This is a genomic window from Hymenobacter norwichensis DSM 15439 (assembly GCF_000420705.1).
Taxonomy (GTDB): Bacteria; Bacteroidota; Bacteroidia; order Cytophagales; family Hymenobacteraceae; genus Hymenobacter; species Hymenobacter norwichensis.
On record NZ_ATVL01000006.1, the window covers coordinates 713,924 to 727,325 of the forward strand.

Sequence of the window (13,402 nt, forward strand, 5' to 3'; positions counted from 1 at the left end):
GCTGAGCTGCAAGCTAGGTGGTTTCGTAGGGCTCGATGAGGTAGCAGCGCCGGGCAGTATCGTAGTCGATTACCAATGCCGACTCGCCTTTGCGCAACTCCGTTGTGGCCGATGCCGCCCGCACATTGAGGACCAGCGGTGCCCCATTGAGCAACCGGACGCTGGCCTGACCCAACCGCTCGTGGGTGGTAGGCAGCAGCACTGTGCACACTTTGCCCAGTGGTTGCGCGCCGCTGTCGTGGTTGCGCTCCAAGGCGGCAAACAGGTGCACGAATGGCAGCGTCAGGACCTTGGCTAGCAGCAAACTCCCGATAAACAGTGGCACCAGCAGCAGCAAGCCCAGCAGCAGGGACGTATTGCCGAGGTAGTAGTTCAGTAGGATGCTGCCAACCCACAACGGTAGCGCCACAAAGCTCAGAAACACCATCAGCGGCACCCGGCCCAGGTTGAAAAAGGCCAGCGCGTTGTTCAGCCAACTGACGCCCATGCCCGAACTGTCGGGGGCTACGTGGGCATCGTGGGGGAGACCGAAGTCGTGGTGGGTGTGCAGGTCCAGCGTTTTGAAATCCAGCAGCCCGAGAATTACGGTCAGCCAATAGAGCAGCACAAACACCAAAAGGGTGGTAGGCAATAAGTTGGGCGGCGAAACGGCCGCGTGCAGCAGCTCAGTCATAACAGGAAGGGAAAGCCGCTTTTACCGAGGAAATCGGCAGGAAGATAAAACGCAGTATAATAGGAATCAGAAAGTTATAAGTTGGGCTGTTCGCGCGTAGTGTGCTGCTTTTCTTGCTGCTCCAGTAGCTCCAGTAATTCGCTGTTGTGGCGCCGCAGCCGGCGGGAGTAGCTGCTATAGGAAAGCAAGCCGAGCAGCAAACCAAACGTTAGCAGGGTTTGGCCATCGGCCGCGCTAATGATATGGGGCAGGCGCAACCCCAGGCTACATAATACTAGGAGTAAGGAGCCGATGCGCATCAGCTTTTCCGGCAGATTCATGGCGTTACTCATTAGGCGTAAACAATTATTCGAAGCCTAGCTTAGCTTTCAGCGCCTGCAAATCTGCCGAGGCCTGGCCGGAACCGTTAGCACCTAGCGCCTTATCAATTTCCTGGTCGATGGTCTTGTTTTCGTTGGCAATCTGCCCGTACGATTCGGCCAAGGCTTCCTCGGTGGCCACCTTATCTTTCATGCGCTCCAGCAGCGCCACCGTCCCCGATGAATCCAGCTGGGCCAGCTGCTGATTGATAGTTTTGGTGGCCGTGCTTACAGTTACGCGGGCCTTCAGCGTTTTCAGCTCGTTGTCCCACTGGCTGATGGTGCTTTTCAACTGCTGCACGTTCTGGTCGAGCTGCTGAGCCGAGGCTTCAAACTTTGCCTGGTCCTGGCCGGCGCGGTTGGCTTGGGCTTCGTGCTGGGTTTTCTTGAGCAGCGCCTCAGTGGCAAGGCGGTCGGCTTCTGGGGCCGGTATTTCCTGGCGGTGGGCTTTCTGGAGCAGCAGCACGGCTTTGTTTTCGTAGTCGAGGGCGCGGTTCCGTTCGGTTTCCGCTTCGTTGCGGGCCCGGATGGCCAGGGCCTTCACCTCAGCCAGCGCGTGCAGGGCCTTATCGAGGTCCTGGCGTAGGTCGCGCAGGCCTTGCTCGGTCATCTTGATAGGGTCTTCGAGCTGGTTAACGGCTGAATGGGCTTCGGCCTGCCCGATTTTGAAGATACGATTGAATAGATTCATGATTATTGGGGTCTTAGGAGCTTGGGGTTTCGGGAGCTTAAATCTTTCAGATGATCTTGATACCAACCTAAAGCCTAGGCTTCTAAGCCTCCAAGACCCGGTTTAGAAAAGGCAATCAGCTCGTCGCTGAATTCACTTAGTAATAGTGCCAGCGAATTGAATACGGCCTCCAATTCGGGCCGGTCCAAGTGTTCCAGCTGAAGCGTGTCGCGGAAAATCACCTTGCGGCCTGATTCGTCCAGCACGAAAGCACCGTGAATGATGTCGCGGTTTTTCTGAAGCAGCCGCTGGTAGATGTCGCAGTTGGGAGCAGGCAAGTCGAGTAGGTATTGCTCCAGAATCAGGAGTGGCTCGCCACACCCCAGCACAAGATGCTCGATGCCCAGCTCCGGCTTGCTGACTACCAGTAAGTTGGTGTCCGCATCGGTGTGCTGGATATCGAAGCCCAGCTCCAGCAGAAAGCCCTGGATTTTGGTGAAGTAATGATTGGCCATAGAATAAGGTAAGGAAGTGCCTGATGAAATAAGTGGCAAAGCAGGAAGCTTATATAAAAAAGTATCGTTGCGACGATGAGCACCCATTCATCGACAGCTCAAAAAACTAGCGTCTCTACTGGCATCTAACAGTAATGTGGTAGCTTTACGACACAAGAGTACTCAAAGTTTTAGATAAGCTCAAATTTTGAGCGAAAAAATATTTCACCTGATGTCTTACGTTGGAAAGAACATTCGCAAGATTAGAACGGTAAAAAAGCTAAGCCAGGCTGCATTTGCCGAGCTTTTTGGATTGGCACGGCCCAGCGTTGGGGCCTATGAAGAAGGCCGTTCTGAGCCAAAAATGGAGACGCTCATTCATATTGCTCAATATTTTGGCTTGTCCGTTGACTTGCTACTAACAAAAGAGCTAACGGTAAATGAGCTGTACCATTTCGATATATTCAAGCAGGATGCCTCCGCTGAAAAATTAGCCGTACCTACTGTTGCCCAAGCCGACCAGCTAAGCCCCATAACCCCCTTTGTGCCCGCTGACCGGCTGCTGGAATACATTGTGCAGCATCACAAAGCCAGCTTTCTTGATACGCTACCGGCTCTCACGTTTCCGCACCAGTTAGGCCCGGCTACGCGCGCCTTCGAGATAGTAGGGGCCGAAATGCAGCACCAGCAGCAAGGCCTGCGCCACCAAGACGTAGTGCTCTGCCGCCGCGTTGATCTGGCAACTCCCAATTTGCGGGTGCACCGCATCTACGCCTTTGTTACCCAGAACCGTTTGCTGGTCAGGCGCCTATCAGAGCGGCGGCCCGACAATACGCTCAAGCTGCGCGCCGATAACCCCGATTACGGCTCCGAGGAGTTTGCGCTGGACCAAGCCCTGGAAATATGGGAAGTAAAGGCCGTTTTCACTACTCACCTGCGCCCACCGTCCACCATGGAAGAGCGGGTAACGCGGCTAGAAAGGCAGGTAGAGGAGCTATTGGCTCGGCTGGGGTAGCCACTAACGCAGAATTAGAAGGATTAAAAATACCTGCTTGCGTGCGGCCAGTTTATTGAGAGAGGCGTTACAGGTAGTACTCACGCAGGATAGCCACAACGAATATCATGCAGAATGTGCCCCACAGCAAGGCCTGCCCCAGCAGACCCCAGGCGCGGCGGCGTTGCGGCGACTGTTGCTCATACAAGCTGGCTGTATTCCAATTGGCAAAGGCCTTTCCTACGGTTGTATTAAGCCATAAGTAAGAAACCAGCCCCACCACCAGCACTCCGCCTACCATAACGCCTGCCGGGACGCTACGCCAAAGAAGCAGCGCTTGCAAGGCTACATAAGTCTGGATGATTTGCATGTGGATTAGCAAGCGAACAACCATCAGCGTTTTTTCTCCTCGCAGGTTGCTTAGCTGCACGGCTGCCGCGTAATTGGAAAGCAGATACGCTTTTTTAAAAGAAAGTTCTGTAGTAGCAGCGCGCTCAGACGGGCTGGTGGATAATCTGTATAAGGCGTAGCAAGCCAATAGCACCGGAGTGCTAAGTACTGCCCCAACGATAAGCTTGGAAAGGGCCAAAGAAACTAGCAGAGGCATGGCTACTTAATAGAAGATGATACGTAGCAACTGGTTTCAGCTGCTAGCAGTAAGTATACCTAGCCGAAAAAGGCACTGGGTAAGCTAGTGAGTTGATAAAGCATCGGCAACTGCTACAATAGTTTGGCAAGTTCTGGTTAGAGCAGTCGGCATTGCGCTAGCGTAGCTTAGGCTATTGTTGAAAGCTTTAAGCACCCAGAAAGACATTTACTGAACGGCCTTCCTATGAATGACTATCACTTTTTCTTTTTGTCTTCCCGACCAACAGCCTGATCGATCTTGCCATTTACATCGAAAGCATAGTCCAGAATACCATACACCATGATAACTGCCCCAGCAATGGGCACCCAAGCGGGAGCTGTGACACCCGCTGCAACAGCCGAAGCCGTTACCCCTATACCTACCAGCGTAACTACTAGCATACCGCCATCAATGGCAGTGTGCGCATTGTAGTTGTCTGTGCTTAGTTCATAGGCAATTTTGCTAGCGGACAGCGCCGCCCCAACCCCACCAATTTTACCGCCAAACCGACTACTAAATCGCGCCAACCGGGAGCTGGTGACACCGCGGGCCACTGTGGCGGCGCCGCTGGCTACTCGGGCTGGTGCTACCACCTTGCGGCCCACCACCCGGTTGAAACGTTGCGTACCGCGGTAAAACGAGTTGTTGATTTTGTTTTTGGAGGCGTGCGTTAGAGCGTGGCCTTCCAGAAGGGCACCCACACCGTTCCAATGCTTACCCGTCACATCTATTGGGTCGCCGATATAAGTTTTATGGTCGAAAGGGCCCGGTGCGTACTTAGGGTCGGCGGGCCGAACCACCGCCCGAGGCCACAGCGGCACTTGGTTTCTCGGCTGGGCTTTGTAGAGCATTGCTCCAGGCCGACGGTCTACACGGGTAGCATCAGCAGGGGCACCGTAGCACTTCATAATAGCATAACATTGGTCGGTGTCAGGCAGTACTACTTCCAGCCGCGTGATACGATACGAATTCCCATCCATTGTTTGGATACGTTGCCCAACTAGGTCTTTGGCTCCTAGTACTTTGGTGGGCACCACCCGCTTCTGGCCCATGGTAGCCAAGGCAGGGTTGCGGCCGGTAGCTAAGGTTTTGGCCCGTGCAGAAGCCACAGCACCAGTGGGTTGGCCGTTGCGGGCGGCGCCTTGCTGCGCCCGGACACTGGTGCCGCGGGCTTGGGGTGGCTGGCCGCTTAGGGTAGCGGCGTGCTTGGCACGAGAGCTGTTGGATGGGGCTTGCATAGCACGGTAGAAAGAAAATACTGGCTTTCAAGCAAGATACGCAACCTGTTGTAACCTGTTCAATTTAGCAGTAGTAGATAGGGAGCTACGCATCTTGTCACGGCGAACATACCATAAAGTTTTCTACCTTGGTGTGCTACCATATTCCTCGTATTGCTCTATGGCTCGTCAAGTTACTGCTTCTATACAGTGTGCCGGAACGCTACTGGCGCCTTCCCAAGATGTACAGTACCTCGTGCTGCATCAAGATTTATTTGGCCATCATCACTTCGAAATAGCGGTTCCTTTCGATAATGTGGAAGGGCCGCAAGAAGCATTCTTTTCAAAGGCGCACAAGATGCTGTTAGGGCAGCCCCTATCCATTGAACTGACTGCCGACTCCTTTCATTTCAATCAAGGGCAGGTTTTTCAGTTTAAAGGTCTGGTCACTAACATTGCCACCAGCAAAGACACCGACTATGTGGGGAGCATTCTGGTGCGCGGCTACAGCCCCAACTATCTGCTGACCGACGGTTTGAAACGCCGCACCTTTGTCAAGCAGACGCTAAGCAGTATTTTCAACAAGGTGCTCCAGGCTTACCCCGGCAACCTGCTCAAGCACAGCATCAAGCCTCAGCACGCGGCTCCCATTTCATTTGTAGCCCAGTACGACGAAACCAACTTTGACTTTCTGAGCCGCTTGGCTACGGAATACGGCGAGTGGTTCTTCTACGACGGCGAAACGTTGCAGCTTGGGGCCCCGGCGGCCGGCTCGGAAGAGGAATTTGTAGCGGATGGAGCGTACAACAGTTTCACTTTCGGCATGGCGCTCAAGCCGGCTAAGGTGAAGATGTATGAATACAGCTACGAGAAAAACGAGAAGTTCAAAAGCTCCACCAGCAGCCAGCAGGTACCTGGTATTTCCGGCCACCCGTTCGGGAGCTTCGCACTGGAACAATCAGAAAAGCTGTTTGCTGACGAACTGCACCTATCGGCCGAAATGCTGATTGCCAGCGCCAGTGAGCTAGACGAAGAAGCCAAGCTGCTCAAAGCCAACACTGCTGCTGAACTCATCACCTTCGAGGGCAACAGTGACAATCCGTCGTTGCGGGTGGGCGGCGTAATCAACGTGAGCGGGGAGGGGCTGGGCAGCCGCCACATTACGGCCGAGAGCTTCGGCAAGTACCGCATCATCAGTATTGCCCACCACCTCGATGCGGAAGGCAACTATAGCAATTCTTTCACGGCTATTCCTCACTTTCTGAACGTGCCGCCGGTGCGGCCCGGCTACAACCCGCCCGCCGGTACCCCCGAGCTGGCTGAGGTGATTGATGATGCCGACCCGCAAAAGCTAGGCCGCCTGCGCGTGCGCTACCACTGGCCCGTAGACAACCCTAAAGACGCCGAAACCGATTGGATTCGGCTACTCACGCCCTATAGTGGCGACGGCAAAGGGCACTTGTTTAAGCCGGAAGTTGGCTCGCAGGTGCTGGTCGGGTACCAGGGAGGACTAGCAGAACAGCCCTTCGTACTGGGCAACATGTTCCACGCCAAAAACAAACAAAGCGCCAAGTACTCACCCGATGGTAACCTGATGAAAGGCATCCAGACCTCGGGCGGCAATAAGTTTGTGATGCAGGACAAGCAAGGCGAACAGAGCATCAACATCTCCAATTCCAACAACAAGGGCACATCCCTGAACATCAATTTCAACGGCGACGGCAGTGTGAGCATAAGCACCAATGGCCCCATCAACCTCACGGCTGGCGGCGACATTACGCTTACTGCCAAGAAGAACATCACGCTCACGGCGGAAAACGTGACGATTGATGCTAAAAAGAAAATCACGAAAACCGCTAAGGAAATCGAGATGACGGGCAGTGACAAGGTGGATATGAAGGGCAAAGCCACCACCATTCAGGCCGACAACACCATGAAAATTGCTGCTTCCTCATCGCTGGATGTAAATGGTGGCAGCAAGGCGAGCATCAGCTCCGGTAAAACCCGAATCCACTAACCCCGCAGCTATGTCCTTGCCGTTAGCAATGGGGGCAGTGGCGGCCCCGCGTACGTATAAGCTTACAACCACTTCGTTTATGCGCATGAACGAGGCCGAGGAACACAACGTGTATCATACGGTGGCCCGCCAGACCCTACTAGAGCGCAAACCGAACAATACCTACCGGCTGTCCATTGAGGTGCTCAGTTTTGAGTTTGAGAACCGTACGTTCTTCAACTTCCTAGCTGCCGACCTTAATCAAGTCAGCAATAAGCTTGTCATCCAGACCGATATTTATGGACGGCTGGAACGCATCGAAAACAAAGACGAAATGCTCCGTACTTGGCAGCGTATTCGGTCGGAAGTAATCAAGAAGTACGAAAAGTATTACCCCAAAGCTTTTTTCGATGCCTTCGAACAAAGCCTGCAAACGGAGGGGCTGTTCGAAAAAACCATCCGCAATAAAGGCCTGCATGGCGTACTATTGCCCGGTATTTATGGCTATGGTTATGCGCCCGATGCACCGGTGCCCGGTACGCGGGTGCTGGAGCAGTTTATCAACCATGTGAACCTACCCTTGCAAACCACTACAACCGCTGTGGAGCGCCAGCTGCCCAACCAACTGGCATTGGAAGTAACCGGCGGGCTGCACCAGGAGGCCTTGCAGGAAGACGACCTACGCCGGCTGTTCCGCACCATGGCCGATAATCCGCTGTTGAAGGTAAGCATGCAGGCCAACTGCCAAGAACGCTATACGCTCGACGAAACTACGGGCTGGTTGCTACAGGCCGAGCAACGCCTGAAAGCCGAAGTGCCCGGCATCTACCACAACGAAGTGCATCACGCGTTAGAAACCGTTGGCTAGAAATTGCTTATTATGAAGAGGTTGCTATCTATTTTATGTAGTCTTCTCTAACCTACTCGCTACGCTATGGCTGTTGATGACAAGTATGTGATGAATGGGGTCTGGCTCACCTGTGACAAAGGCGTTACGCCTTCGCGCTTCAACGTGACGCCCAAGCCAGTACAACTCTACGATGAGCATTTTGCCAACGAGCTGGACAAGATTCCGCTTGTCAACATCATGCCGTTTGGGGTGTGCAGCGTCACGAAGACGCCCTGCGTGCCGGTGCCTCTGATGTGGGAGCGAGTCATGGAAGAGGGCCTGACGGTACTTGGCGCCCGTCCGCTGCTAGATACCAGTAAGTGTATGTGCGGCGCAGGTGGTAAAATAGCCATTCACTTTACTAAGGCCGATGCTAATGCCGCTGTTGAGCTAGACAAGCAGCTCGACAAAGCCGACGAACTTGCTGAAGCTGCCGAAAAAGCCTCTAGCTGGGCATTTTTTGGCGGCATAGCCCTAGCTGTTGGTGGAGCCATCCTGTGCGCTACGGGCGTAGGTGCCCCTCTAGGAGCCGCCATGATTGCCGGCGGCGGCCACTTAATTACGGCCAGCACCATTCTGGCAACTGCTGCCGCTGTTACGAAGGGCGTAACCAACTTTGCCCGTGACCCTAGCCTGCAAAACGGTCTGTCGATTGTGGGGCAGGTGGCCAAGGATTTGGTCATTAACTACGTCATGAATAAGCTCGGCGGCGCCGTAGTTAAGAAATTAGGGCAAGCTGCTCAGAAAGCCATGAACCGGTTGGGCCTCTCGGAGCGAGCCTGCAACATGGCCAACCGCATACTTTGCACCGTCACGGGTCACCCTGTCGACGTCATTGGTGGCTACCTTTACACCGAGGCCACTGATTTCGAGTTTCCCGGTCCGATTCCCCTGCGCTGGGAGCGGCTCTGGAACTCCACTTCCATCCACGAGGGTGCCCTGGGCCACGGCTGGCACCACAGCTATGACATGGCGTTGTTTGTGGACGCCGATCAGGGCCTCGTAGCGCTCCGCGCCGCCGATGGCCGCGGCATTGCCTTCGACCTAGTGCCCCTAGGCCAGCGCGACTTCAACCGCCTGGAGAAAATGAGCCTAGTGCACGACGAGCGGGGCTTTGCCGTTCTCGACCATGCCCAGCGTCTCACCTACCGCTTCGGCGCCAACCGCGGCGACGGGGTTTCGCCGCTGGTAGCTATTGAGAATGCCAATGGCTTTGCCATTACTTTCGCCTACGATGCCCGTGGCTTCCTACTAGACATAGTGGACAGCGCCCGCCGCCAACTGCGCGTGAGCTGCGACGAGCAAGGCCGCATCCGCACTATTGCCACGGCCCACCCCACCGAGCCGAGAAAGATTGTGACGCTGGTGCAGTATAGCTACAACCGTCGAGGCGAGCTAACCACCGTCACGGATGCTCTAAGCCAGGAAGCACAGTACAAGTACCGCAATAGCCTGTTAGAGCAAGAGACGTTCAAGAATGGGCTGCGCTTCTACTTCCGCTACGACGGTGCCGGTCCCGAAGCCCGCTGCATCCGCACCTGGGGCGACGAGGGCATCTATGACCACAAGCTCTACTATGATGTAGCCAACCGGCGCACCATCGTCACCAACTCTTTAGACCATGCCACTACCTACGTTGGCAATGAAAATGGACTAGTTGTAGAAGTGCTTGACGCGCGAGGCGGTGTTACACTCTCCGAGTTCAACGAGTTTAATGAACTATTGAGCGAAACCGATCCACTCGGCAGCAGGACGGAATATGCATACGATGAGCGGGGTAATACTAACTTGGTTACTCAGCCTGATGGTACGTCGTTGAAGTTATGCTTCGACGAAGATAACGACCTAGTGGCGGCTACTGATGCGGTGGGAGGCGAGTGGCAATGGAGCTATGACGCAACCGGTAACGTCCTTGGAAGCACCAATCCGCTTGGAGCAATAACCCGCTATGTCTACGAGAATGGGATGCTTCGGCACATCACAGCACTCAACCAGCAATCCACTGAACTGCTTTACGATGCGGCCGGTAACATGCTAGAGCTGCGCACCACCGACGGGCAGTTCACCCGTTGGCTGTACGACGGTTGGGGCCGCGCAGTGAAGTCCACTGATGCGCGCGGCAACGTGCAGTGGCAGGAGTACGACCTGCTAGGCCGTCCCGTAAAAGTATACGCGCCCGACGGTAACGTGCGCACTTTCACCTACGACGCTTTTGATAACCTCGTGCGTGCCCAGGACCGGCAGCAGGATGTACATTACGTCTACCGTGGCATGAGTAGGCTGATTCGTCGGATAGAAGCCGGCACGGTCGTAGAGTTCCTGCACGACACAGAGGAACAGCTGCGGGCCATTGTCAACGAGCATGGCCTCAGCTACCGTTTCGAATTGGATGCCTTGGGTGACGTAATCACCGAAACCGGGTTCGACGGGCTTACTCGCCACTACCGCCGCGACGCGGGTGGCCGTATTATGCAGGTGCTGCTGCCCGATGAAAAGCATACACACTATGGGTACGACAAGACTGGCCGGGTAACAGAAGTTACTTATTCCGATGGTAGCCGCGAAACTTATCGCTACCGTCCCGACGGGGCCCTGCTTGAAGCCGCTAATGATGTAATTACCGTTGGCCTGACGCGTGATTCACTGGGCCGGGTACTCACTGAAACCCAGGGCGCGCATATAGTCACCAGCGAATATAGTGCTTGGGGGCAGCGCGAGGGATTAAGTTCCTCACTGGGGGCCGATGTGCGCTTTGGCCACGATGAAACCGGCCGCCTGACCCAAATCAAGGTCGACAATTGGCAAGCACAGTTTGAACACGACGCCCAGGGTTTAGAGCTCCAGCGCGCCTTTAGCGGGGGTGTTCGGGCTCGGTGGAAGCGTGATACAATGGGCCGTCCTATTGAGCTTCACATCGGTAGCAGGTTGGGTCGAGGGCCGGAGCGCGTCCGCCATTACAGTTGGCAGGAAGACAACCGGCTAGTCCAGATTCAGGACAGCTTGAGTGGCCCGCAGCGCTTTCAGCACGACGCTCGCGGCAATCTGGCCGCTGCCACCTTCGCCGACGGTACTCAACAATTGCGTCAGCCTGATGCGGTGGGAAATTTGTTTCGCAACAAACAGCGCCAAGACCGTCGTTACGGCCCAGCTGGGCAGCTGCTGGAAGCCGCCGGTACGCACTACGCCTATGACGCGCTGGGCAATCTAATTCGGAAGACCACATCCAAGGGCGAAGAGTGGCACTACAGTTGGAATGGTGCTGGGCAGCTGATAGAAGTTGTACGGCCCGATGGCAGCGTGGTCCGCTTCGCCTATGATGCTCTGGGCCGGCGGGTCCGTAAAACCTTTGCTGGCCAGATCACCCAGTGGGTCTGGGATGGCGACCAGCCGCTGCACGAGTGGACCAGCCCGGAAGCCGACAGTGGCACGCCTGACGAGGTGGTAACCTGGCTGTTTGAGGAAGACAGCGCCGCGCCCGTCGCCAAGCTGCAGGGGCGGCACTGCTACGGAATCGTCACCGACCACCTAGGTACGCCCTTGGAGTTGTATACCGCCGATGGCCGTCCGGCTTGGCAAGCCGAGCTGGACAGCTACGGCCGGGTGCGCCAAACTATGATGGAGGAGCAAACTGAGTGTCCATTCCGTTACCAGGGTCAGTACGAAGATGTTGAAACAGGTCTGTACTACAACCGCTTCCGCTATTATGACCCCAATGCAGGCAGCTATATCAGCCAAGACCCCATCGGGCTTACGGGTGGCGACCGGCTCTACGCCTACGTGCACGACCCCTTGAGCTGGATAGATTTGCTTGGGCTGGTAGGTGGCCCAGCATCGCTGCCTGATGGGCCGGGCATTTACATCATCACCAATGAAGCCAGTAAACGCTCTTACGTAGGTAGCGCTGGCATTGGCGACCAAGGTATGCTCAGCCGTATCTCGGACACCGAGCATAAGAAAGCACAGTCCCTTTTGTTGGAAAAAGGGACCAAGGTGCAATACACTAAAGTGGACTTGGGTACGGCCACTAATCAGAGCGACCGAAACAACATCCTGCGCTACTACGAGCAGCGGGAATTTGACCGTCAGGCTGGAAAGCGCAAATATACTATGCTGAACGACCCCAACAGTCGCATTCAGGCGGTCAAGAAAAAGCCCAAAGCCGAGAACTTAATCAAAAAGCACGGTGCCTCCGCCTCCAAAAGGCGCGTCACCTGCAAAGGATAATACCTCTATTCATGAGCAGCCAGCCAAAACTAATAACTCAAAGCAAAAGCACCTACGGTCCGACTACCCACGGCGTGTACTGCCTAGGCAGCAAAAGCGAATGCAGCCACTTGGAAGAAGACGGCGCAGTACGTCTCAATTGGGGTAAGACGCCCGAGCCCGAGCAGCTGGCGAACATCCAATCCTTGTACTTACTGCCTACGACAGTTCAGCTAGCTAAAAGCCCGCACCTACCCGACTTTATCCGCAAGCTAGGGCAGCTGCGGTTTTTGGAACTTCCTCTGCCACTGGCTCTGACGCTACAACCCGACGCGCTGCCAGCTTCGCTGGAGTCCTTGACGCTGCTTCATTGGGAACAGTACGCCGGCGGCCTCAACATCAAAGACGCACGGTGGCCTGGTCTGACCTTGACAGGTCTAAAAAGCTTCAGCATTCTTAGTGGCTTTGGAGCACCGGAGCTACCTTCTCTCCTCGGCGTTTCTAACGAGGTTTTCCCACAGCTGGAACACCTAAGCTGCCGCCTCGACAAAAAAGGCGAAGTGCTGGCCCAACTAGCCGATTTTACTTCCCTGCGGCACTTGGAGCTAGAGTTTGCCTATAATCACAATATTTTTGCGAGCATCAACAGCCCGTTGCAGTCGCTGAGCCTCGAAGGCGCGAACAAGGAATTTCCTCTAGCGCGGATTACTGTCATCCCTACCCTGGAACTGCTGTGGCTGAATGGCATCAAAGCCGATATCAACTGTGCGCTATTTCAAGCGCTACCAAACCTGCGAGAAATTAGTGTATTAAACTCCAAGAAGGTGGCTAATGCGCAAGAGCTACTACAGTGTCCTAAACTGGAAAGCATTTACTTCTTAGATTGCGGAAACCCATTTAAGGGCGTCAAGAACCAGTTTCAAGAGGCCAAGTACGAGATGCTGGATATAGACTTCAGCTAGTATTACTGTAGACCACCGCCGCTTGGTAAAATAGCTAGGTGTATAGTTACAGGTAAAGGATAGTGGTGTTCTGATAAATTGTGCAGAACTGGTTAATATGCTTCATCTGCTTTAAAAGCGCACACGGTTATTAGGCTTGGTCTGGTGGGACGATGAGGAACCCGATACGGTAGGTTTTTGGGATGTTTTAGATGAGTGGTTCGCAATGGGAATAGAGGAATATTAGTGAGTGATGAGCTATTGATGGGTGCCTAGCTGAAGACCAGTTAAGGTGTGGCCCTGAACGCGGCCTTTCTGGTATGGGATGTGGCCTCGGT

The 13,402-nt window shown here is 54.7% G+C and carries 11 protein-coding genes; 5 read left to right on the forward strand and 6 right to left on the reverse strand.

All coding sequences use genetic code 11. From position 1 onward, the window contains the following. Positions 1–13 precede the first annotated feature (13 nt). From G536_RS0104175 to G536_RS0104190, 4 genes are all read right to left on the reverse strand, one after another. Positions 14–673: an OB-fold-containig protein gene (locus tag G536_RS0104175; RefSeq protein ID WP_022822326.1), complete on the reverse strand. Its 660-nt coding sequence runs from the start codon at positions 671–673 to the stop codon at positions 14–16. A 74-nt stretch (positions 674–747) separates the two neighbouring features. After that, on the reverse strand, positions 748–993 hold the full coding sequence (locus tag G536_RS0104180) for a hypothetical protein (protein ID WP_157530390.1): 246 nt from the start codon (positions 991–993) through the stop codon (positions 748–750). Between the two features lie 25 nt (positions 994–1,018). Then, positions 1,019–1,723 carry a PspA/IM30 family protein gene (locus G536_RS0104185; RefSeq protein ID WP_022822328.1) on the reverse strand — a complete coding sequence of 235 codons (705 nt, stop codon included), beginning with the start codon at positions 1,721–1,723 and terminating at the stop codon, positions 1,019–1,021. A gap of 74 nt (positions 1,724–1,797) precedes the next feature. Further along, a complete protein-coding gene (locus G536_RS0104190) occupies positions 1,798–2,217 on the reverse strand; it encodes a CesT family type III secretion system chaperone (protein ID WP_022822329.1) in 420 nt (139 codons plus the stop codon). Between the two features lie 211 nt (positions 2,218–2,428). Here G536_RS0104190 and G536_RS30290 point away from each other — a divergent pair, with 211 nt between their 5' ends. After that, positions 2,429–3,211 (forward strand): XRE family transcriptional regulator, encoded by a 783-nt coding sequence (locus G536_RS30290; protein WP_022822330.1) that lies wholly within the window; start codon positions 2,429–2,431, stop codon positions 3,209–3,211. Positions 3,212–3,278: 67 nt separating this feature from the next. Here the strand turns inward: G536_RS30290 and G536_RS32020 are convergent, their stop codons facing one another. Then, complete coding sequence (locus G536_RS32020; protein WP_157530392.1) at positions 3,279–3,560, reverse strand: hypothetical protein; 282 nt, start codon at positions 3,558–3,560, stop codon at positions 3,279–3,281. A 473-nt stretch (positions 3,561–4,033) separates the two neighbouring features. Then, positions 4,034–5,056, reverse strand: a complete 1,023-nt coding sequence (locus G536_RS0104205) for a hypothetical protein (RefSeq protein WP_022822332.1) — start codon at positions 5,054–5,056, stop codon at positions 4,034–4,036. Positions 5,057–5,216: 160 nt separating this feature from the next. On the opposite strand from G536_RS0104205, the gene G536_RS26190 reads away from it, so the two are divergent. From G536_RS26190 to G536_RS0104225, 4 genes are all read left to right on the forward strand, one after another. Beyond that, complete coding sequence (locus G536_RS26190) at positions 5,217–7,052, forward strand: type VI secretion system Vgr family protein (RefSeq protein WP_022822333.1); 1,836 nt, start codon at positions 5,217–5,219, stop codon at positions 7,050–7,052. Between the two features lie 10 nt (positions 7,053–7,062). After that, complete coding sequence (locus tag G536_RS0104215; RefSeq protein ID WP_157530394.1) at positions 7,063–7,899, forward strand: hypothetical protein; 837 nt, start codon at positions 7,063–7,065, stop codon at positions 7,897–7,899. A 66-nt stretch (positions 7,900–7,965) separates the two neighbouring features. After that, a complete protein-coding gene (locus tag G536_RS0104220; protein WP_022822335.1) occupies positions 7,966–12,144 on the forward strand; it encodes a DUF6531 domain-containing protein in 4,179 nt (1,392 codons plus the stop codon). 11 nt (positions 12,145–12,155) lie between these two features. After that, positions 12,156–13,085, forward strand: coding sequence for a hypothetical protein (locus tag G536_RS0104225; protein WP_022822336.1), 930 nt, complete (start codon positions 12,156–12,158; stop codon positions 13,083–13,085). The last annotated feature ends 317 nt before the right edge of the window (positions 13,086–13,402 follow it).